Genomic DNA, 21,569 nt, shown 5'->3' on the forward strand with positions numbered 1-21,569 from the left:
GCCGTTTTCGCACTAACTCTGACATATCATCACTTGTCGTCTAGTTGGTGTATTTTTTCCGTAATGTCACAAGTCGTTTCAGGGCAGTTACCCATGTCGATACACTCAGTCTCGTTAAACTCTATAAGGAAACGTTCGTTTTCTAGTGCAGTTTTTTATAATCATATTTCGATATCGAAATGACTAGGAAAATAGGGTACGCCAGAGTTTCAACAACAGAGCAATCAACCGATGCTCAAGTAGAGGCGTTGTATGATGCTGGATGTGATCTTGTTTTTTCTGAGAATGTATCTGGCGCGAAAAAAGATAGGGTTAGGTTAAGAGATGCAATCGCGCATGTTGGTCAAGGAGATCAGCTTGTTGTTGTTAAGATTGATCGCCTTGCTCGATCCCTTACAGATCTGTTGCAGATCGTTTCTAAGTTGCTGAGTAATGGAGGCCACTTCGTCAGTTTATCTGATCCGATAGATACATCTTCGGCGCAAGGTACTCTCATGTTGCAGATTTTGGGCTCATTTGCTGAGTTCGAAAGAGCTTTAGTAAGTGAGCGAACAAAACTGGGCCTCCAAAAAGCGCGTCAGGCCGGAAGGGTAGGTGGTAACCCAAAGCTAAAATCACGAGAACCCGATGCGATTGCTCGTGTATCAAGGCAAAGAGAGCAGAGTTACTTTGCGGCGTTAAATTCTTCAGCTCACATTTGGGTTCCTATCGTTAGAAAGTATCGTCCCCGTTACGCGTGGAACGTCGTAGCTGGCATAGTTAATGGGGCTGAGAAAGAAGGTACATGGACTGGAGAGAGGTTGAGAAGGGCTTCTAAGTGTTTCGTCAGGGAAGGATTTTTGAGACCAGATGTTCTCAGTCGATCTGGGAGAACTAGCATGGAGCCATCTAAGGTCACGATGCAGATCGCCGGCATGCTGAGTATCCAACCGTCCCTTACACTCAAAGAGATTTCAGAGAAGCTGGATCGCGCTAAATTGATGCCCCCACGCAGCTTAGCTGGTTGGTCTCAGTCGTCCGTGCGATCTGAGATTCTAAAGGCTATTGAAATTGGATTAGTTGAAGAGTGGAAGTGATAAAATTAATTGATACTGCGTATTCTAAGGAAGCTGTGGGGCCACAGGTATGAAGGTTACATTGGTCTAGAGGCTGTTAGGTAGGTTGAAAGCGGTCAGCGAACTCAGTGGATAAGAGGTAATCATTGTTTCTTTATGGTATCCCTCACTCGATTGAGTAACCTGAAAGCTATCTTCAGTTGTCGCTTGGTGCCCTCTGAAAGATCTATCCCACTCTTGCCGGATGACAGCTGTTTCTCTATCTCTTCGAGAGCTTGGCACTGTGCCAAGTTGTTTGTTTTCGGTGATCTAGTTGTTTGAGCGTGCTGCCCCTTAGGGTTCATGTACCAAAATCCCTTTGGCCATCTGACGTAAGTTACCAGTGCTACTAAGCTCTCATCTATACCGTTCTTAGTAAGGTACTGAAATAGATCATCTGTTTCTGGGTCGCCGAGGTGTTGCATTGGGTTCTTTTGCATTTCTGGGAATGCAAAGTGTCGAGTAACCAGCTCCATGATCTTGCTTCTGATCATAATGTTACAGTCACCAAAAGTCAGATCATTCACTGAGCCAAGATATTGGAAGAGTTTAGATTTTTTCTTTTCTTTAATGAATTCTTTGTCTTCGGGAAGAGAAAGAGACATCCCCCAAAGATTGATAAAATCTTGGAGTGTGTACTGAATTTGATAAGAGTTGCCTGGCCCACCTAGTTTTTCAGGAAGCCTATTTTTCTGTATAGCCTCGATCAATGCCTCTTCGACGCCATGAGTAGTCAAAATTTCGTCCTTGTATTGCTCTGTGGGGTGTTCACAGCAAAGCTTCTTACAGAGACTACAACCAAATTTTGTTGCGTAATCCCCCTTGCTTTGCGGGAGTGCTTCAACCTTCTGGAACGGAGATGCAGGGTAGCATTCTGGTAAAGCCGGGCAGGTGTCGTACAGGTACACTTTATGGCGACGGCATTTCGTTATCAGTGACAGAGCCCATTCGATCTTTAGATAGTTTTCACCGGATTTTTGGATCTGCTCACTCAAGCATATTGGGCAGTATGTGGGGCATGACTCAATTACATAATCGTTACGATGGGGAGATCTATTTACGTACTTGACTCCGAGAAACATGAAGTCTCGTAAGCGGGGGTACTTCGCTTTAAGGGTTTGTTCACGCAAGTATGCTGAGGAATATCCTGTTAATCGACTGATGCATTCAAGCATCTGATCACTTGGATTGACATCTATTAAATTTATAGGTCTGCTAGATCTCTCGCAGTACCTTGCTATGTATTCATCAGTAATTGGTCGAAGCTGATTCGATATGAAGTCCGGAGCATAATAGTATCTTTCTATTCTTTTGAGCCAAGAGGACAATAATTCATCGTCATGCTTTTCGAGAAGGTAGGGGACTGGGCTCATGCTTATTTAGACCCCCATGGAGGCTAGGGGCATAGCTTTAGAATTCCTGATGTCTTTAAGCAGGATTTGCTCAGTGCCGTTAAGAATAGCTTGGCAGGCCAGGTCTTCTATAAATCGAAATATGCGAACTGTTATTCCGTCCGTTCGCTCGAGTATCAACTGTCGAGCTTTCGCGGTTCCTAGATCAGATGGTTTTCTTAAAGGCAATGTCGAGCTGATAGTCTCGATCAAGCCAGCAAAATCTTTTCCTTCTTTCCATGTTGGAAGTTCCACGGCTTCGAACCTATCCGCAAGTTGTTGATCTCGGCATAATGCAGACAGCGATTCACGGGTCCCAGCGCAAACGATTGGAACACGAAGATCGTTGGTCAGATATCTTATGGTGTTGAATATCAGCATCTGTTGTCGCGGTGTTCCTGCCAACACAGCATGGATTTCATCAATGAGAATGATTTTGGTTCCTCTGTCGACCAAGATCTTGCGTGCGAGTGAAACCAAAGTGTTTGTCGTCCCGTAAACAGGGTGTGGTGCTTCTAGTGCCGAAAGTAGTTGCCGGTAGAACCGCTTCTCTTCAGGTACTACTGGCATCTGGAAGCTCACTACAGGGTTGGGAGGAGGAGGCTCGTTTGGGATGATTTTGTCATGACTTTTCAAGAATTTTTTCAATATCAGTGTTTTGCCCACGCCAGGCTTCCCGTACAAAAGTAAGCATGGCATCCTGCTTCTGGTCGGGTAATTTATAAGGTTTTCCAATTTTTCGAGCGCGAATGCGGCTTGGGGGTATTTTATGAATTTCTCAGTTTGTATTCGATGAATCCTCTCTGAATTTGGCTCATTTACTAGTGCTTGGTATAGTGGGTGCACGTGATCGTATTCAGTGGCTAAAGCGTCCATATCACCACTCCTCCACGTCAAATAATTTTATGGGCTTAGCATCTTCTTGTGATGCCTCGACTTCCGATTGTTCATCGGTGGAACTTTGTTGCTCTGGTTTCGGCTGAAAGCGACTTAACTGGTTCTGACGGATCCCCAGTTTGGCGGCATTAACGCGCATCTTTTTTGTTAGTTTTGAAGCCTTGCTTAGGACCTTTTTTTGCTCATCAATCGCCCGGTAAATTGTCTCTTCGTCAATCTGCTCTAAACCCTTCTTTCTTAGGGCTTTGAGAGCAGCCTTGTGTTCGAAAAGAGAGAGTTTTGGACGGCCAGAGTGGGCCTGAGGTATGTCGTAAATTTCGCCATCTGGAGCTGTATAGTACAACTTTGATATGTCTCGCGGGTCATATCGAATAATTATCTTGGAGCCAATCGGTGTTCGTGGAGAATATAGGATATCTGCCCTGTAAAATGTCTTGAATAGCTCGATGCCTTCCTTTCGCAGAGTTCTCTCTTCAACGGGGAGAAACGAAACGAAGAATTTAAAAGAATCTGTAGGGATGTTTCGAAGCGTTTCTTTGGTGCTTGTATGATCAAGAAACTTTGATATTGGGGGTTCTGAGATAGATCGATGAATCTTGTTGTTATAAATTATAATTTGCAAAACGAGCCATTTCTCGAACTCATCGAAGCTAAGGGTTGCCCTCGCTTCAGAGGGGTACTCTCCTCTGTCTTTGACGTTAGAAAAAGTCGTACCAGGTAGTAGGTGGACCTCTCCCATTATTGTGCCGATTAATCGCTCTATGTGACCACCGAAATGCGGCTTGCCAGGGGGGCGAAAAATCAAATTGATTCGATATTGAACACATCCAAGTTGGAGTGCTTTACCTCTGAAGTCCTTGCCATTGTCATGATGACCATTCTCATAAAAACCGTGACAGGGCCAATTGAACTGGTCATCAATTCCCAGTCTAGCTAGGGTGTCCTGTTTTGGCAGAATAGTATTTGTCACTGCCATTGCAACAGTCGTGGAGGACGGTGAATCTAAACCAGCGTAGTAGCCAACAATGCAACGACTATAGATATCTACAGCGAGTGTTACCCAAGGTCTTCTCAGTGCAGTTCGATCAAAACTATCTACAATAAGTACGTCACACAGAGTGTGGTCAAACTGGACAATTTGCATTGGATAATCGGCGACATACGGCTTTTTAATCGGCGTACTGAGGTGCTTTCCTTTTTTGGGGCCATGCTTCAGTTTGTTCTTAAGCTCAACACTGAGCGCATCGGCCCTTCTTCGAATAGTAGCTTTTGAAGGAACTGGCGATATTCCCTTCTTTCTACAGCTGGATACGACTTCTTCATGTAGTTTGCTGAACTTTATTTTTGGGTGTTTGGTATAGAAGGTCTTGATGGTCTCGCTAATCGTATCTTCTGAGTCTGGATCGAGATAGGTTCTTCCTGAAACGGGGCCTCGCCGTTTTGGCAAAAGTGTCTTTACTTCGGGTTGCTTCGTATATGCCGCTATCCAACGATAGATCATGGCTGTGGATACGCCATGTTCACTTGCTGCGAGTTCAACATGAGGCCGCATAGGGCGAGGGCGACAAATAACACTTTGAACAATTTTCGCCCGATGAGAGGCAATTTCCCAGTCTCGGAGTTCCTGGTCTATATGATCAAAACCGCCCTCAGACATAGGTAGCTCCGAATAGATAGCTCAAACATGATGTAATCTTAGGTTGTTTTGATTTTGTAAAAATTACTTTAATGAACGTGCGATATCTAGTGTTTGATCACGAGGGCGGGCATATAAGCACGAATTAGTAATATCTTTTGATGCCGTTTTTGATTTTGTTTGTCGCTTTTGCCGGTCACCAATGAATGAGTTTATCGGTGTCAACTCAAATTACTTTACTTTGAAAGTATAACGTTAGGGCGTGCGATCTACAGATTCTATGCAAGAAGACGCGTTCATGAAAATTGCTGACAATATGGGCCTGACCGAACTTCAGAGTTCCTTTGAGGGCATCTTTCACGATCTTGGTATGACCGAGCCAGACAGCAAAAATTTGGCTTTAGGGACCGATTGAAAGTTATTTGCTCAAGCGAAAGCACCACTTTCGCTTAGGTTGTCTATGCTTAATGGGTATCGACCGAATAGGCATTATATGTGTCAGGTGCCACAAAAGATGACATTTGACCTCTTGCGAAATCAACGCCTTAGCATTTTCGATTGCCAGATAATTTGTCATCGATTGTCACAAAAGATGTCATTTTTCTCAAAGTGCCTTTGCCAAGGAAATTATTTGCGGACTTATTGCTCCAGATACGTTTGCTGGTTGGGTCTTGAACCTGTCCTCATTCATACTCCGCTTGCTACTTGTTCATCCCGCAATGAAACGAGTTCATTATTTGTCACGCTTGGTTCAGAAACGCCTTGAACCAATCTCAACATCTATAGGTCCTCTGCAATCGATTGGCGGGCGAGCTCCTTCCCGCTTGACCAGTATCAAGGATCCAGAATCCACAATGAAATATGAGAAGCATTATGGAAAAAATGCTTCGCACATTTCTGTCTCTACTGATCGCACTGTCTCTGACGGGAACAGCCGCCGGTCAGTCTTTTCCTCAGACGGCGACGCATTTTGCAGGCACTGACCTTATCGCTATTACAATCTGTAGTGCAGACCAGACCGCCAAAACAATTTGGGTCGATCAGAACGGAAGCAAAGTTCCTGAGCCTATCGAATGCGATTGCCCTAATTGCATGCAGTGCCTGTTCGGCTCAGCATACAAACTTCCTGACACTCTTTGCTCAATCGAACTCGACCGCACCGTCATCCTGAAGATCATTCCCCTGTCATTCGACCGCACAGATGCATCCCACGCTGCACCTGCGACGGCGCGCGCGCCTCCGCACAAGGTTTGAACCATGAGTACGCCACCTCTCCCGCTTCGTCCTCAGACGGCACCCCTTCTGCACCGATCGATCTCCGGCCTATTGTGGCTTCAGATCCTGTTAGTTGCTTTTATTCTTTCCGCAATGTTGTGCGTTTCCACGGCAAATGCACAAACCAAACCTCTACTAGCACAGTTCATTGACAAGGTCCCCGCCGCATCACTAGTCGAGGGTGCAGATGACTATGGGCAGGTTCAAAATGATGTACCAGTGGTCCCCGTCCTCAAGAACGGCGACCAAATCGGCTGGGCCTTTATCACCTCTGATTTTGTTGGCACCACCGGCTATTCCGGCAAACCGATCCATGTGATGGTTGCTGTTGACTCAAAGGCCCGGATCATCGGTGTCAAACTAGTCAAGCATTCCGAACCTATTGTTCTTATTGGCATTCCAGAAGAGCGGATCGCGTCACTCACCGAGGGATATGTCGGCTTTGATCTGGTTGCAGCAACAAAAGATGCAGACCATGAGCTGAATATTATTTCCGGTGCAACGGTCACCATTATGGTAATTGATGACTCGATCCTGCGCTCGGGCATCAAGGTTGCACGCATGCTCAAACTGGGTGGATTGAGTGCACCCGAACCGTCGAACACGCAACAACTTAAAATCAACACAGATGCAACCGCCCCGGAAGACTGGTTCACACTGGTTGGTGACGGGACTGTTCGTCGCATGTCACTTGATGTCGGTCAGGTCAATGACGCCTTTGCCGCGATGGCCGATCCAAGAGCACTTGAGCGTCCGATCGAAGCCCCCACGGACGAAACCTTCATCGACATGTATGTCTCGCTCGTCAGTATCCCAGCCATCGGCAGGGCTGCACTTGGCGAGCGCGGCTACAACAACCTGAAGGCATGGCTCAAAGACGGAGAAGAAGCCATTCTTGTCACCGCGCGCGGACAGTATTCCTTCAAGGGGTCGGGATATGTGCGCGGCGGCTTATTTGACCGCATCCAGCTTATCCAGGGCGATATGTCGGTACGTTTCCGGGATCGCAACCATCGCCGTGTTGGAGACATCATGGCCGATGGCGCACCGGAATTCAAAGAGATGGATCTGTTCAAAATCCCGGCAAGCAGCAACTTTGACCCGACCCAGCCCTGGCGTCTGGAACTTCTTGTCCATCGCGATGTCGGTGCGATTGAACGTCTCTACACCACCTTTGACATCGGCTGGCAGCCGCCAGCCAACTACCTGACCAAAGTAGTTCCGCCAACGCCGGAGGCAGATAACGCAACCAAGGCTAGTTTCGCCACGGACGAGCAAGCAGCCAAAACAGCCCTTTGGCAACGGATTTGGCGTGACAAAACGGTCGAAATTGTTGTGCTCAGCATCATGTTGCTTGTTCTGACCGCAGCGTTCTTCTTCCAGGGCTTCCTGACACGTTCTGCCAGATTCACCTTCTGGTTCCGAATTTCGTTCCTGACGGTCACGCTGGTGTTCCTTGGCTGGTACGCTAATGCACAGCTTTCCGTCGTCAACCTCATGGCGCTGACCAACTCGCTTGTGACCGGCTTTACCTGGGAAGCATTCCTGCTTGATCCACTGACCTTTATCTTGTGGTTCTCAGTCGCTGCGGCATTGATCTTCTGGGGGCGTGGCGCCTATTGCGGCTGGCTGTGCCCGTTCGGTGCACTTCAGGAACTGACCAACCGGATCGCCAAATTTTTCCACGTCCCGCAGTGGACACTTCCCTGGGGACTGCATGAACGGTTGTGGGCGGTGAAATACATCATCTTCCTTGGCCTGTTTGGCACTATGCTGGCCTCTATTGATCAGGCGGAAAAACTGGCCGAGGTAGAACCTTTCAAGACCGCCATCATCCTCAAATTTGATCGAGCATGGCCGTTTGTTCTTTATGCCCTTGTCCTTCTTAGCGCCGGGCTTTTCGTCGAACGGTTCTATTGCCGTTATCTGTGCCCTTTGGGGGCGGCCCTCGCTATTCCAGCGCGCATGCGCATGTTTGACTGGCTCAAACGCTACAAGGAATGCGGCAGCCCCTGCCAGAACTGCGCACATGAATGCATGGTTCAAGCGATCCACCCCACAGGAGAAATCAACCCCAACGAGTGCCACAACTGCCTTCACTGTCAGGTGCTGTATCAAAGCGAAAAAATCTGTCCGGTCGTGATCAAGAAACTCAAGCGGCAGGAAAGCCTCTTGGCGAGCATGGAAGGTGCGCAAAAAGCACTGAACCGGACCCGGACGACCAAGCAAAATCTCAAGGAGAAGTCATGATGTCTGACAAAACATCCAAACCCGGAATCACCCGACGTGATCTATTCGGCGTTGCTGCCGGTGGTGCTGCCTTTGCCGGTGCGGCAGGTGCCGCGCGCATCGCAGCAGTCGGTGGCGCAACCGGCGCTGCAACAGCCCTTTCGCTTGGCAGTGCGCAAGCGTCAACTGGAACTGAGGCAAGCCTCGCCCCCGGTCAGCTTGATGAATATTACGGTTTCTGGTCATCAGGCCAGACGGGCGAAATGCGCATTCTGGGTATCCCGTCCATGCGCGAGCTGATGCGTGTCCCTGTTTTCAACCGCTGTTCGGCAACCGGTTGGGGGCAAACCAATGAAAGCCTGAATGTTCTTACCGAAAACATGCTGCCCAAAACCAAGGAGTTTCTCGCTGCCAACGGCAAGAAGATCCATGATAACGGCGACTTGCACCACGTTCATATGTCCTTCACCGACGGCAAATATGACGGCCGTTTCCTGTTCATGAATGACAAGGCGAATACGCGCGTCGCCCGCGTCCGTTGTGATGTTATGAAGGCGGACAAGATCCTTGAAATCCCGAACGCCAAGGCCATTCACGGCCTGCGTCCACAAAAATGGCCGCGGACCAACTACGTCTTTGCCAATGGCGAAGACGAAACCCCAATGGTCAATGACGGCAAGGTGCTCGATGATCCGTCGCAATACGTAAACTTCTACACTGCAATCGACGCAGATGAGATGCAGGTCGCCTGGCAGGTCATGGTATCGGGTAACCTAGATAACACTGATGCCGACTATGAAGGAAAATACGCCTTCTCGACCAGCTACAACTCGGAAATGGGGATGAACCTTGCGGAAATGACCGCATCCGAGCTTGATCACGTTGTTGTCTTTAACATCAAGGAAATCGAAAAAGGCATCGCTGCGGGTGATTACATCGAGCTCAATGGCGTCAAGGTCATCGACGGTCGGAAAGGCAAGAACAAGAACTACACCCGTTACATCCCAATCCCCAACAGCCCACATGGCTGCAACATGGCACCGGACAAGAAACACCTTTGCATCGCTGGCAAACTGTCGCCGACTGTATCGGTGATTGATGTCACCAAGCTGGATGACGTGTTCTACAACGGCGCAGAACCGCGTTCAGCCGTTGTTGCCGAACCGGAACTTGGGCTTGGTCCGCTACATACCGCGTTTGACGGCAAGGGCAACGCCCTGACCACCCTGTTCCTCGACAGTCAGGTGGTCAAATGGAACATCGAGAAAGCCGTGCGCGCCTATGCTGGTGAAAATGTCGATCCGATCATCAAAAAGGTCGATGTCCACTATCAACCGGGGCACAACTCCACCTCGATGGGGGAAACACTGGAAGCCGACGGGAAGTGGTTCATTTCAATGAACAAATTCTCCAAGGACCGCTTCCTCAATGTCGGCCCGCTCAAGCCCGAGAATGAACAACTGTTTTCGATGCAGGGCGACGACCTTGTCCTGATGCATGATGGTCCGACATTTGCCGAGCCTCATGACTCAATCATTGTTCACCGTTCCGTGGTCAATCCGTTGAGTGTCTGGAACCGTCAGGACCCGATGTGGGCCAAAACCCGCGAACAGGCAGAGGCCGATGGCGTCGACATTGACGACTGGGCTGAAACCGTTGTCCGGGATGGCAACAAAGTCCGTGTCTATATGAGTTCTTCCGCCCCAACCTTTAGTCTTGAATCCTTCAAGGTCAAGGAAGGGGATGAAGTCACCGTCATCATCACCAACTTGGACGACATCGATGACCTGACCCACGGCTTCACCATGGGTGATCATGGTGTGGCATTCGAAGTAGGCCCGCAGGCAACCGCGTCGGCAACCTTTGTCGCCTCCAAACCCGGTGTCTACTGGTACTACTGCCAGTGGTTCTGCCATGCCCTGCACATGGAAATGCGCGGCCGTATGTTCGTTGAACCACGGAGCTAACCTATGATGTTGCGCCCCGTCATGATGTTTCTGGGTCTGATTGCAATGCCGCTGCAGGTTTTCGCAGCAAGTCAATCTGTGCCGTCGATTGACGGGGCGCTGTTTGCGGCCATCGCCGGGGCTTCCCCCGGCGATGTGCTGTTGCTCGACCCGGGCCCACATCAGGGACCGATCACACTCGATAAACCCATAACAATTGATGGTCAGGGAAAGGCAAACGTCTATGGTGACAAAACCGGAAGCGTTATTACAGTAACCGGAACGGATATTGCCATCCGCGGCTTGAAAATTACCGGATCGGGATCGTCACACGAAACGATTGATTCGGGCATTCAACTGCACCGCACCGCCGCCCGTGTCCTGATCGAGAATAATCATATTCTTGGCAATCTTTACGGCATTGATATTCACGGTGCGAAGAACGTTACCGTTCTCGCCAATACAATTGTCGGTCGGCGTGATCATCGAATGAATTCACGTGGCAACGGCATATATGTCTGGAACGCACCCGGCACACTGGTTGAACGGAATGACATCCGGCTCGGTCGCGACGGCATTTTTGTCAATACTTCCAAACGCGGGATATTCCGCGGCAACCTGATGCGCGATCTGAGATTTGCCGTGCATTACATGTACGCCCATGACTCCGAAATTTCGGCAAACATTTCGGTCGGAAATCACCTTGGGTTTGCCTTGATGTATTCCGACCGGATTACCGTGCGCGACAATATGTCACTTGCCGACCGCGATCAGGGTTTGATGCTCAACTATACCAACAAGTCTGATCTGGTCGGAAATCTGGTTCGTGGAACCGGTGGCAAATGCCTTTTTATCTACAACGCCCATCGCAATCTGATCGGGGATAACCGGTTTGAAGGATGTGGGATCGGTATTCATTTCACTGCCGGCTCCGAAAGAAATGCCATGGTTGGAAACGCATTTATCGCTAACCAGACCCAGGTCAAATATGTCGGCACCCGTGATGTGGAATGGAGCTTCGATGGCCGGGGAAATTTCTGGTCGGATCATCCGGTGTTCGATCTTGATCGCAATGGTATTGCCGACAGCCGGTTCCGACCAAACGACCTTATGGACCATATTCTTTGGTCACAACCAGCAGCCGGAATGCTTTTGGGGTCACCCGCTGTTCAGTTGATCCGCTGGAGCCAGGCACACTTCCCCGCCACGTTGCCGGGTGGGGTCGTCGACAGCTTCCCGCTCATGAAACCGATCGAAATTCGGGTTCCCGAAGAAATCACTTCTCTTGAACTGGCTGCTCGCGCCAATCCTGTCTGGTTGCGTGAAAGGACTGAAAATGTGTCTGACCCTCTCGCAAGTCACTAAACGCTATGATGATCATACCGTTCTTGATGCGGTTGGCTTTGATGTTGCCGCAGGTGAACGTGTCGCCTTGCTCGGCCATAATGGCGCTGGCAAATCAACATTGATGAAAATCATCCTTGGCCTCATCACCGCCGACGGCGGGACGGTTTCCGTGCATGGCCTTGCGCCTGGCAGTTACCGGGCTCGCACCCAAACGGCCTATCTCGCCGAAAACGCGTCCTTTCACCCATCACTGACCGGAAAAGAACAGCTCCGATACTATCTTCGACTTCGCGATGAGGATCCGCGAAAGGCGATATCACTTCTCGAGCGGGTCGGATTGGGGGCGGCTGCAAACCGTCGGATTGGAACCTACTCCAAGGGGATGCGCCAACGAGTCGGCATGGCTCAGGCGCTCATTGGTGAACCAAAACTCCTTATCCTTGATGAACCCACCAGCGGACTGGACCCGGTATCCCGGCGCGAATTCTATGTCATTCTTGATGAACTGGCCGCGCAAGGAACTGCCATTCTTCTGTCGTCGCACGCCCTTACCGAGGTTGAGGCCAGAACCGACCGGATCGTCATTCTTTCGTCCGGCGTAATGGTGGCAAACGATACCCTAGCAAACCTGCGTCAAAGGGCCTCACTGCCGATCCGCCTTCAGGTTTCCGCACAGCGCGGCAAGGCGGACGAGGTTGCCCAAAAGCTTTCCGGGGAACGCAGCAACGGGGTGATGGTCGATCTGGTGTGCAGTTCGCAGGAAAAACTCGCGCGTCTTGGCGATATCTCGGCACTGGGCCCGTTGGTCGATGATGTCGACGTCATTCCGCCCAGCCTGGAAGATATCTATAGCCATTTCAGCAAAAGGGGGAACGCATGAACAAGGTTCTGGCGACAGCTCATAGCGAATTCATCATTGCCCTTCGTAACCGCTGGATTGCGATCTCCGTCGGGATGATGGTGTTGTTTGCGCTTGTATTATCGGCAGCAGGCAGCGCTCCGACCGGTACGGTTGGTGCAGATAAACTGTCAATCACTGTCGCAAGCCTGACATCCCTTGCGGTATACCTTGTGCCGTTGGTTGCACTTTTGATGTCATTTGATGCAATCGCTGGCGAGATAGAACGTGGCACCTTGTCCCTTGTTCTGACCTATCCCGTGGCCCGTGGGGAACTGGTTTTCGGGAAGTTCCTGGCCCATCTATCGATCCTGACTATCGCCGTCTTGGCAGGGTATGGAATTGCCGCCGTCGCTGCCATTGCAACCGACCCCAATGCACTTGTCGGTATCCCCGCACTGTTCCGACTGTTCTGGTCGTCACTTCTTCTTGGCGCAACATTCCTTGGGATCGGTTATGGCATATCAGCATTTGCACGCAGACCCGGCGCAGCAGCAGGATTGGTGATCGGGCTCTGGCTAGTTCTGATTGTTTTATATGACCTTGGCCTGTTGGCGGCCATCGTCGCCGATGATGGCGGCACCTTCACTACGCACTATTTTCCCTGGCTGTTACTTGGCAATCCGGCCGATGCATTTCGGATATACAACCTCGCCGTTTCGGATGCGACCGCGGCTGCAGCTGGATTGACAGGGGCTGCCAACAGCATCCCCGCTGTTCATGCCCTGATATCCATCCTGGTTTGGCCGGTGATTGCCACAGTCCTGGCCTGGCTGACTTTCCGGAGGGTCACGCCATGATATCCCGCCCAACGCTGCTTCTGATCGTAATCAACCTGATGTTTCTTGCCGGATGTCAGCAACAAACTGAAGAAACCATGCCGCCTCCGGTTGCCATGACCGAAGAAGCTGTCGGACATTTCTGCCAGATGAACATTCTTGAGCATGCCGGCCCCAAGGCACAAATTCATCTTGAAGGTTTGCCCTACCCCCTGTTTTTCAGCCAGGTTCGCGACGGCATCGCCTATGAACGCATGCCCGAACAAAACTATAAAATCAGCGCCATCTACGTCAGCGACATGTCCAAGGCCCATGACTGGGAAAATGTTGGACGAGAAAACTGGATACCGGCAAGCAGCGCGCATTATGTCGTCGCCTCCACCATGACCGGCGGCATGGGGGCATCGGAACTTGTTCCCTTCTCCGATCAGGACGATGCCAGAAAATTTGTCGCCCGCCATGGTGGCCAAATAATGCGCCTTGACGACATTGATGACGCGCTCGTTCTAAACAACACCACGGTCATGCCATCTAACGAGCCGCTCGAAACGGCGATCATTCCAGATGACGACGATTATCGCGCGCGTCTTGAAAAACTTCGCAAAGAATGAGGTTCGCCATGCCCGAATTTTCACGACGTCGGTTTCTGACCATATTTGCCGCCGCAGGCACACTCGCGACGGTGCCGTTTACATTAAAGGCACAGCAACCAATCCGAACATGGAAGGGCGTTGCAATGGGGGCTGCTGCCTCGATCAGCCTGTCGCATCCTAATGCTGACAATATCCTGTCGCGCGCAACCCGCGAACTCGAACGACTGGAAAATATCTTCAGTCTTTATCGCGAACATTCCACGCTTGCACAATTGAACCGCGATGGCGTGATTGATGCACCGCCGTTCGAATTTTTGGAATGTTTGGGGCTGTGTGGGATCATAAACCGGGCAAGTGGTGGGCTTTTTGATCCAACGGTTCAGTCACTTTGGCGACTATATGCGCAAAGCCATTCACAGGGCCGCCCCCCCGAGAATGAGTCAATCCGTGAGACGCTTTTGAGAACAGGCTGGGACAAGGTTGCTATCAATCAGGGTCGAGTCAGCTTTAAAAGACCGAATATGGCAATGACCCTGAATGGAATTGCCCAAGGCTATGTTGCAGACCGAATTGCCAAGCTGCTTCGACACGACGGATTGAATAATGTGCTGATCAATACCGGGGAATTCGCAGCACTTGGCGGTCACCCGGAAGGTAAAGACTGGCCTGTTTCGATTGATACCGGTTTGGGAATTCGAAAAGAAAAGGTGATGTTGCGTGACAACGCCTTGGCAACTTCACTGCCAAACGGCACCTTTTTTGATCAGGCAGGTTTGGTTGGACATATCATTGATCCACGCACAGGCCGTCCCACGCAAGCACGCACCGAGGCTGTTAGTGTAACAGCAACCTCTGCTGCCGTGGCAGACGGGCTCAGCACGGCCATTTGCCTTATGAGTAAAGGCGAAGCAGCCAAGTTTCTCACGCAGTTCCCAAGTGCACAAATGGCTTAACTTTGGCACCGGTTGCGATGTGCGTCGCTTACACGTGGCTGGAATACTGCTGCCCTAACGCGCCAGTTCCAGAAGTGCGGCTCGATCAAGGACTTGCAGTTTCGGCCCCGCAGATATGGCGCCAGTTGCTTCGAGCTTGCGCAACGATCTGGAAAACGTTTCTGGTGTAATACCGATCCGGCTGGCGATTTGGCGCTTATCTGGGAAGTTTTTGCCACTTGCGCCGTCGATGGTTGCGCCATTCCGGTCTTCAAAATCGATCAGAAACGCTGCAATCCGTTGGATCGGACGTGTGTGGCGCAGCTTATAGATTTCTTCAAGGAAGAACCGCTCCCAACGTAACAGGCTTGCCAACACATCACCAAGAACGTCAGGCGCACTTTTCAGAATGCCAAGATAGGCCGTGCGCGGAATGGCAACGATTTCACAATTTTCAACAACCTGACATTCAACCGGATAGGATCGACCGGCAAAGGAAACTGCCTCTGCAAAGGATCCGGCTTCGGTCAGGAAATGCATTACCGTTTCATCCCCCTGTGCGGATGTTTTCACGAGGCGCAAATGACCGGACAGCAGAATATAGAAATACTCGGCCACATCCCCCGCCCGGAAAAGATGTTCCCCGCGGGCGTGGCTTTCGACCTTGCATGTTCCGAGCAAAGTATTTAGCCGCTCTTCCCCAAGTGCGGCTAACAGTGGCACCTGAGAGATCACATCGTGATCCGCGCTAGATAGCGACCTTGAAACCATCTGACTGTTCCTCCCAGGTTCCACTGTTTGAAAGGCCACACCACTCGGCCAGCATCTCGGTATCTGCAATACGGATGATGTGTCCGCTGGAATGCTGGGACACGCCATGTTCCGACAACTTTTTAAGTGCCCGGGAGAACGTCTCGCTGGTCATGCCAATCTTGCGGGCCAACGCGGACTTTTCCATGGTAAGCGGTGTTTCATGCGCATCCCCGACAGGAACGGCATCGGCAAGCAAATAGATCCCCAGACGTTGGGCCGCTGACCGGCATTTGAGCTCCTCTGTCTGGCGCAACATTTGACAGAGTCTTTCTGTCACAACCGACATCATGGTCAAGGCACGATCAAAGTGTGCCGAGAGGAAGTCGGCAAAGGCCGCCCCGTCAATTCGAATGGCGGTCGTTGCGTCCAGCGTTTTGATCGAAACGGCGTAACAGGCGTCCGGCGCCAGCGCACACTCGCCGACAAGTTGGCCGTCCCCCAACAAATCAATAACGCCGTCCTTGCCATCTCCATCCGTGTAGGACAGCTCAACATGCCCATTCACAATCAGAAACAAGGCCGAAGCGGGGTCTTCGGCACGTATCATCACCGTATCGGGTTCATACCGGCCCCACGTGCATAATGACGCCAGTTCCAGAATGTCGTCTTGTGGCCAATTTTTGAAATAGCGCCCAGACTGGAGAACACTCGAGATTCGATCAATATCTCTCATTGTGAAGTTTCCATGGAAAAACGCGATGGTTGTTAAGCATTGGAACAAATCTAACATTCAACCGCTTGGGGTGGATTGTTCCATGTCAAACAAGTCGTACATGCACATAGAACCAGATGCACTATCCAGTAAAAAAGCCCTGCCAATCAGCAGGGCTTTGACCAAAAAAAATGCGCACCGACATCGCCGTCACATTGTGCAAAAAACTATTCAAACCGTGGGAACAGGATCGAATTTTCCAAATACATATGGGCAACAAGATCTTCGATCAGCTTGCTGGTCCCGCTGTACAATCTGCGCCACGAACCACATACCCCGTCGGGCAAGGTGCAATTGTTCGTCAGTTTCTGCAGTTTGTGAATGGCTTGACTATGATCGTCATGCTCTTCGCGCATACAATGGATGGGCATGGCCAATGCTGGCGTGATCGGGGTATTCCGGCTCATTTCACGCATCGCTGGGAAAAGCACATTTTCCTCTTTGGTCATGTGCATATCAAGGTTCTCGGCCATTTCGATCAATGCATCTGCCAGCCCTACCGGTGCGTCCGGATGGTCACCATGGACAATTTCAATTTCGCGAGACAACGCAATCAGCTCAATCAGTTCATCGCGGTGAACATCGTGATAACGCGTAAGAATGAAATCGATAAACCCATCGACATCCCTCACATTTGGCAAGATCAAAGGCCCCTTGGGAAGCGCACAGAGTTCCTCCGCAATCACATGCGGATCAAGCTCCTTGCGCTTTGCAGCTTCTTCCAGCGTCTGGTCAGGATGACAACAAAAACCGATGCGATGGCGGCGAAAAACCAAGGTTGCGCCGGGGAAACATGAAATCAAGCCCCCCAAGGTCTGATCAAGAAGTTCGTCAGGCGTAACGGTCAATGTTGCCGTATTCAACGCATCTTGCATAAAGGTGTCCTCCCTAAGATTGGCATCCAGCAAACGAAAGGGAGTTTAAACCAGCAATAATTTGGCAGATTGACGATGGTCAAATGACATCATCCCAAAAAAAATGCTGCGGTCGCCTCTGACCGGTTATCCCGTCAAAATAACGTTCTGTCGGGTTATTCCAACTAAGCGTAATTCCAATCTCGCGGCGACTTGACAAACATCAAACACCAGTCTGTGCAGGCCAGTGATACTTCGCCATGCAAAACGCCGGAGTACGCTGTGACAGAAAGCTATCCATCCTTTACGCCATTTTTGCTGGCAAACCCGTTCATACGCAATGCACCGACGTTTTTGGTCGCGCGCATATGTCACCACGCGATGGCGACGATGCATCATCGCTACAGACCGGTATTTGAACGGATCGCCGAACAAGAAGCATTCGCCCTACTGATTTCTCCGACTGACCTAGATCTGCAATTCTATTTAAAAATAGATGCCGATCATCCTGAACTCCGACCCGCGAGACATGGCGAAGAAGAAACTATCGCAGCACAGATATCAGGCCCGCTTCCCGCACTGCTGGAGCTTCTTCAGGGGTCATCAGATGGTGACGCACTGTTCTTTTCGCGCACATTGCGGATCGAGGGACGCACCGAACTTGTTGTCGCACTTCGCAATGCCCTGGATGGAGAGTCCATTGATCTGCGATCCGCTGTGGCGGAAAGCTTTGGCGTAATGGGACCTGCAGCCAAGGTAGCACTTGGCCTTGCGGAAAAGATTTATCGGCAACTTCAGCACGACATGAACCGGACGGCAGACGCGTTGACGTCACCTACTGCCACACGTTTGCTCGGCTTGGAGAAACGCACGTCCGCGCAAGCGGCCACAATGGCTGAGATTGAGAAAACAATACAAAGGAGGAACCGCCATACGCGTGTCAAACCTTCCGGCACGGCCAAGGATGATTTCGCGCTACCCGCCAATCCCTGATCCACAACCAGTTACAGGTTCAATATGGAACTCGTATGTCCTGCAGGAACACCTGCCAGCCTGCACGCTGCCGTCGCGGCGGGTGCTGATGTTGTATATTGCGGTTTTCGGGACGCGACGAATGCCCGAAACTTTCCGGGATTGAACTTTTCACGTGCTGAATTACGCGATGCCGTCGAACATGCACACAAGCACGGAGTTCATGTCTATCTTGCCTGCAATACCTATCCACAGGCCGGGGCAGAAGAAATCTGGCATAAGGCAGTTGATGACGCCGTGGCAATTGGTATCGATGCTATCATCCTTGCGGATATCGGTTTGCTGCGATATGCGCGCGACCGTCATCCGGACGCCCGTTTGCATCTATCCGTACAGGCGTCGGCTTCGAATGAAGAAGCCATTCAATTTTATCATCAGGAATTCGGTGTGCGGCGTGTTGTGCTGCCCCGTGTTCTCTCGCTTGATGAGATACGTACCCTGAATCAGCGCATACAGGTTGAAACAGAAGTATTCGCATTTGGCGGGATGTGCGTCATGGCCGAAGGTCGTTGTTCACTGTCTTCATACGCGACGGGCGAAAGTCCGAATATGAACGGTGTCTGTTCACCAGCGGCACATGTTCACTATGAAGAACGCGGTGACGCGACAGTTTCCCGACTGGGTAACTTCACCATCAATATCTATGACAGCGATGAAAAAGTCGGATATCCGACGCTCTGCAAGGGTCGGTTTCGCGCCATGGACAAATCCGGCTATCTGTTTGAAGAACCCACGAGCCTTGATGTCACCGCCATACTGCCGGAATTGGCCGATGCCGGTGTTTCAGCCCTTAAGATCGAAGGACGACAACGCGGGAAGGCATACATATCGCAGGTCGTCGGCGCTTTTCGTGCGTCACTGGACAAAATCGCCAAGGGACAACACGACGCGCGATCAAAACTCAGCACGCTGAGTGAAGGTCAAAGCGATACCACAGGTGCATACCGGAGAAATTGGCAATGACAAGATCGCGATTGGTGATGGGCCCGGTTCTTTTTCATTGGGATGAGAACCGTAAAATAGACTTCTACAACCGCATCGCAGATGAAACCGACGTCGATACCGTCCATGTCGGCGAGGTCGTCTGCGCAAAGCGGATGCCATTCTTTGACGAGCACCTGCCTGACGTTATCGAACGACTTCAGCGCGCTGGAAAGGAAGTGGTTCTTTCAACCTTGGCACTGGTGATGAATGGGCGCGAAGTTAACCAGCTACGTGACATCGCACAAATGCCCGGCATCCTAATCGAGGCCAATGATGTTTCCATTGTACGCTTGCTCGCAGGCCAAACGCACATGATTGGCCCTTATATCAATACCTATAATGAAGGGACGTTTTCCTATTTTGTCGATAAAGGTGCAAAACGGATTGCCCTTCCTTGGGAATTGCCTATGTCTTCGATTGCCAAATTATGTAACGTGCGCAAGGCGGTCGAGATAGAGGTTCAAGTGTTTGGTCGCATCCCGTTGGCCATTTCGGCCCGCTGCTATTCAGCAAGGGCACACGGCCTGCACAAGGACGGATGCCGTTACGTATGCAGTGAACATCAGGACGGTATGGATGTTGAAACTCTGGATGAAACGCCATTTCTGGCGGTGAACGGGTTACAGACCCTGTCCTACCACTATACAGAACTCTCCGACCATATCGCACAGATGCAGGATACTGGTGTTTCTGCATTCCGCCTGTCCCCGCACAGCCTGAATATGACAAAGGTTTCAGACCTCTATCGCCAGGTGTTGGCACACGAAACCAGTCCGGAAGAACTCAGGCATCACCTAAACGAGATGCACTTCCCGATGTCCTTCGCCGATGGTTTCTTGCACGGTGTTCCCGGCGCAGAGTTTCGTCAGACACTTGATCAAAGAGCAGAGTAGACAGAGAAAACAGCAGCTTCCCTAACGTATTTTGCACATTGGTTTGGGCATCTATAAATCGACTATCGCTATACCAAAGCGCTGCAAGAACAGTTGTCTTCCAACCATTCGAACAACTCATTCTCTTCTGGTTTCAAAACGACCTCAAGCCCACCGGCAAACTCCTTAAAGGCGTCAAGGTTTAACTGGTTAAGCCCCACCAGAACCGGGATGTTATTCACTAGCGCATCAGCGATGACATCACGAAAGCCATGCCCTTCAGCCTCGTGTTTACCAAATTTGTTAATAACCAGAACATCCGCACCTTTACTAATTTCTTGGGTCACATGACCAACAGCATCTTCAAGCGCACTGGTATCCAGTCTGCAACCGCGGGAATGTTTCCCCAATGTCTGGGAAATGCGAATGATCGGACCATCCGGCAGCACCTTAACATCCATATCGCATGGCCCATCAGTCTCGCGCTCGGAATTGATTTGCACGGTTCCACAAACGCGCCACCCCATTTCTGTAATACGCTGCGTCACGCGCGAAAGAAGCAAATCGGTATCTCCCCTGCCAGGAGCCATTGTGTAAGCGATTTTCATCTTAGTGTTCCTTTATATTCCGCTGATAGCAATGCTTCGTTCTGCGTCAGAACGTGACTTCATCAGATGTCTGAACGTCAGATGCTCGGATCGTGCAATCGAGATCACGTAGAAGACCGTCTTTCAGGCTATAGATCAGACCGTGAATCTTGATGTCCGCACCGGCCCGCCAAGCGCGACGCATAATCGGAGTTTCTGCAACCCGACCAACACCTTCGATGACATTGAGTTCAGCCAACCTGTCGCGCCGCATCTCGATATCACCGTGCTGCGCTAGTTCGCGGGCATGGAAACGTGCTTGACGTCGGATCGGTTCAAGCCAGTGGTCAGCAAGGCCGTGGGGAAAATCTTCGGTTGCTGCTTTCACCCCGCCACAGCCGTAGTGACCACAGACAATAATCTCACGGACCTTCAGACTCTCGACCGCAAACTCAAGAGCAGACAGCAGATTCAAATCCGATGAATGCACCACATTGGCGACATTGCGGTGAACAAAGACTTCCCCGGGATCGAGTCCGGCGACTACGTTCGCAGGAACGCGGCTGTCTGAACAACCGATCCAGAAGAACTCCGGGGCCTGATGACTTGCCAATCTGGAAAAGTATCCAGGTTCTTCTTTTTGGCGAGAACGCGACCAGACCTTGTTGCGTTCCAATAGGTTTTCAAGCATGGAAACC

At 50.7% G+C, this 21,569-nt stretch carries 20 protein-coding genes; 12 read left to right on the top strand and 8 right to left on the bottom strand.

From position 1 onward, the window contains the following. Nucleotides 1–179 precede the first annotated feature (179 nt). On the top strand, nt 180–1,076 hold the full coding sequence (locus UF64_RS06335; RefSeq protein WP_044827768.1) for a recombinase family protein: 897 nt from the start codon (nt 180–182) through the stop codon (nt 1,074–1,076). Between the two features lie 122 nt (nt 1,077–1,198). Here the strand turns inward: UF64_RS06335 and UF64_RS06340 are convergent, their stop codons facing one another. The 3 genes from UF64_RS06340 to UF64_RS19630 are packed head-to-tail and all read right to left on the bottom strand — an operon-like array spanning nt 1,199 to nt 5,039. Next, a complete protein-coding gene (locus UF64_RS06340) occupies nt 1,199–2,467 on the bottom strand; it encodes a TniQ family protein (protein ID WP_082049573.1) in 1,269 nt (422 codons plus the stop codon). Nucleotides 2,468–2,473: 6 nt separating this feature from the next. Then, nucleotides 2,474–3,361, bottom strand: a complete 888-nt coding sequence (locus tag UF64_RS06345) for a TniB family NTP-binding protein (protein ID WP_044827770.1) — start codon at nt 3,359–3,361, stop codon at nt 2,474–2,476. 1 nt (nt 3,362) lies between these two features. Beyond that, a complete protein-coding gene (locus tag UF64_RS19630; RefSeq protein ID WP_052657472.1) occupies nt 3,363–5,039 on the bottom strand; it encodes a Mu transposase C-terminal domain-containing protein in 1,677 nt (558 codons plus the stop codon). Nucleotides 5,040–5,891: 852 nt separating this feature from the next. On the opposite strand from UF64_RS19630, the gene UF64_RS06355 reads away from it, so the two are divergent. From UF64_RS06355 to UF64_RS06390, 8 genes are all read left to right on the top strand, one after another. Next, nucleotides 5,892–6,272, top strand: a complete 381-nt coding sequence (locus UF64_RS06355; protein WP_152630621.1) for a hypothetical protein — start codon at nt 5,892–5,894, stop codon at nt 6,270–6,272. Nucleotides 6,273–6,512: 240 nt separating this feature from the next. Then, nucleotides 6,513–8,543: a NosR/NirI family protein gene (locus UF64_RS06360; RefSeq protein WP_200892646.1), complete on the top strand. Its 2,031-nt coding sequence runs from the start codon at nt 6,513–6,515 to the stop codon at nt 8,541–8,543. Further along, a complete protein-coding gene (gene nosZ, locus UF64_RS06365; protein WP_044828202.1) occupies nt 8,543–10,489 on the top strand; it encodes a TAT-dependent nitrous-oxide reductase in 1,947 nt (648 codons plus the stop codon). The genes UF64_RS06360 and nosZ overlap by 1 nt, the downstream gene beginning before the upstream one ends. Before the next feature lie 3 nt (nt 10,490–10,492). Continuing rightward, nucleotides 10,493–11,833, top strand: coding sequence for a nitrous oxide reductase family maturation protein NosD (locus UF64_RS06370; RefSeq protein ID WP_200892647.1), 1,341 nt, complete (start codon nt 10,493–10,495; stop codon nt 11,831–11,833). Beyond that, a complete protein-coding gene (locus UF64_RS06375) occupies nt 11,805–12,695 on the top strand; it encodes an ABC transporter ATP-binding protein (protein WP_044827772.1) in 891 nt (296 codons plus the stop codon). Before UF64_RS06370 ends, UF64_RS06375 begins: the two co-directional genes overlap by 29 nt. Further along, nucleotides 12,692–13,513, top strand: coding sequence for an ABC transporter permease (locus tag UF64_RS06380; protein WP_044827773.1), 822 nt, complete (start codon nt 12,692–12,694; stop codon nt 13,511–13,513). The genes UF64_RS06375 and UF64_RS06380 overlap by 4 nt, the downstream gene beginning before the upstream one ends. Beyond that, nucleotides 13,510–14,103 carry a nitrous oxide reductase accessory protein NosL gene (locus UF64_RS06385; protein ID WP_044827774.1) on the top strand — a complete coding sequence of 198 codons (594 nt, stop codon included), beginning with the start codon at nt 13,510–13,512 and terminating at the stop codon, nt 14,101–14,103. Before UF64_RS06380 ends, UF64_RS06385 begins: the two co-directional genes overlap by 4 nt. A gap of 8 nt (nt 14,104–14,111) precedes the next feature. Further along, entirely contained in the window at nt 14,112–15,038 is a 927-nt protein-coding gene (locus UF64_RS06390) for an FAD:protein FMN transferase (RefSeq protein WP_044828204.1), read from the top strand. Nucleotides 15,039–15,092: 54 nt separating this feature from the next. Here the strand turns inward: UF64_RS06390 and UF64_RS06395 are convergent, their stop codons facing one another. The 3 genes from UF64_RS06395 to UF64_RS06405 form a co-directional block, all read right to left on the bottom strand. Next, the gene (locus tag UF64_RS06395) at nt 15,093–15,740 is read right to left on the bottom strand and encodes a Crp/Fnr family transcriptional regulator (RefSeq protein ID WP_161794598.1); all 648 of its coding nucleotides are present in this window, start codon (nt 15,738–15,740) and stop codon (nt 15,093–15,095) included. A 25-nt stretch (nt 15,741–15,765) separates the two neighbouring features. Further along, nucleotides 15,766–16,560 carry a Crp/Fnr family transcriptional regulator gene (locus tag UF64_RS06400; protein WP_082049579.1) on the bottom strand — a complete coding sequence of 265 codons (795 nt, stop codon included), beginning with the start codon at nt 16,558–16,560 and terminating at the stop codon, nt 15,766–15,768. A gap of 149 nt (nt 16,561–16,709) precedes the next feature. After that, on the bottom strand, nt 16,710–17,450 hold the full coding sequence (locus UF64_RS06405) for a DUF542 domain-containing protein (protein ID WP_152630622.1): 741 nt from the start codon (nt 17,448–17,450) through the stop codon (nt 16,710–16,712). A 228-nt stretch (nt 17,451–17,678) separates the two neighbouring features. Between UF64_RS06405 and UF64_RS19635 the strand changes: the two genes are divergently transcribed. Genes UF64_RS19635 through UF64_RS06420 form a run of 3 tightly spaced genes read left to right on the top strand, consistent with a single transcriptional unit; the run spans nt 17,679 to nt 20,305 of the window. Beyond that, nucleotides 17,679–18,389 carry an SCP2 domain-containing protein gene (locus tag UF64_RS19635; RefSeq protein ID WP_200892648.1) on the top strand — a complete coding sequence of 237 codons (711 nt, stop codon included), beginning with the start codon at nt 17,679–17,681 and terminating at the stop codon, nt 18,387–18,389. Between the two features lie 24 nt (nt 18,390–18,413). Beyond that, nucleotides 18,414–19,391: a peptidase U32 family protein gene (locus UF64_RS06415; RefSeq protein ID WP_044827777.1), complete on the top strand. Its 978-nt coding sequence runs from the start codon at nt 18,414–18,416 to the stop codon at nt 19,389–19,391. Further along, complete coding sequence (locus UF64_RS06420) at nt 19,388–20,305, top strand: U32 family peptidase (protein ID WP_044827778.1); 918 nt, start codon at nt 19,388–19,390, stop codon at nt 20,303–20,305. The genes UF64_RS06415 and UF64_RS06420 overlap by 4 nt, the downstream gene beginning before the upstream one ends. A 68-nt stretch (nt 20,306–20,373) precedes the next feature. On the opposite strand, the gene UF64_RS06425 is transcribed toward UF64_RS06420, so the two are convergent. Both UF64_RS06425 and UF64_RS06430 read right to left on the bottom strand, forming a co-directional pair. Continuing rightward, complete coding sequence (locus UF64_RS06425; RefSeq protein WP_044827779.1) at nt 20,374–20,892, bottom strand: DUF2478 domain-containing protein; 519 nt, start codon at nt 20,890–20,892, stop codon at nt 20,374–20,376. A gap of 46 nt (nt 20,893–20,938) precedes the next feature. Continuing rightward, nucleotides 20,939–21,562, bottom strand: a complete 624-nt coding sequence (locus UF64_RS06430) for a carbonic anhydrase (protein ID WP_044827780.1) — start codon at nt 21,560–21,562, stop codon at nt 20,939–20,941. Nucleotides 21,563–21,569: the final 7 nt, after the last annotated feature.

The organism is Thalassospira sp. HJ, from assembly GCF_000948415.1.
GTDB lineage: Bacteria > Pseudomonadota > Alphaproteobacteria > Rhodospirillales > Thalassospiraceae > Thalassospira.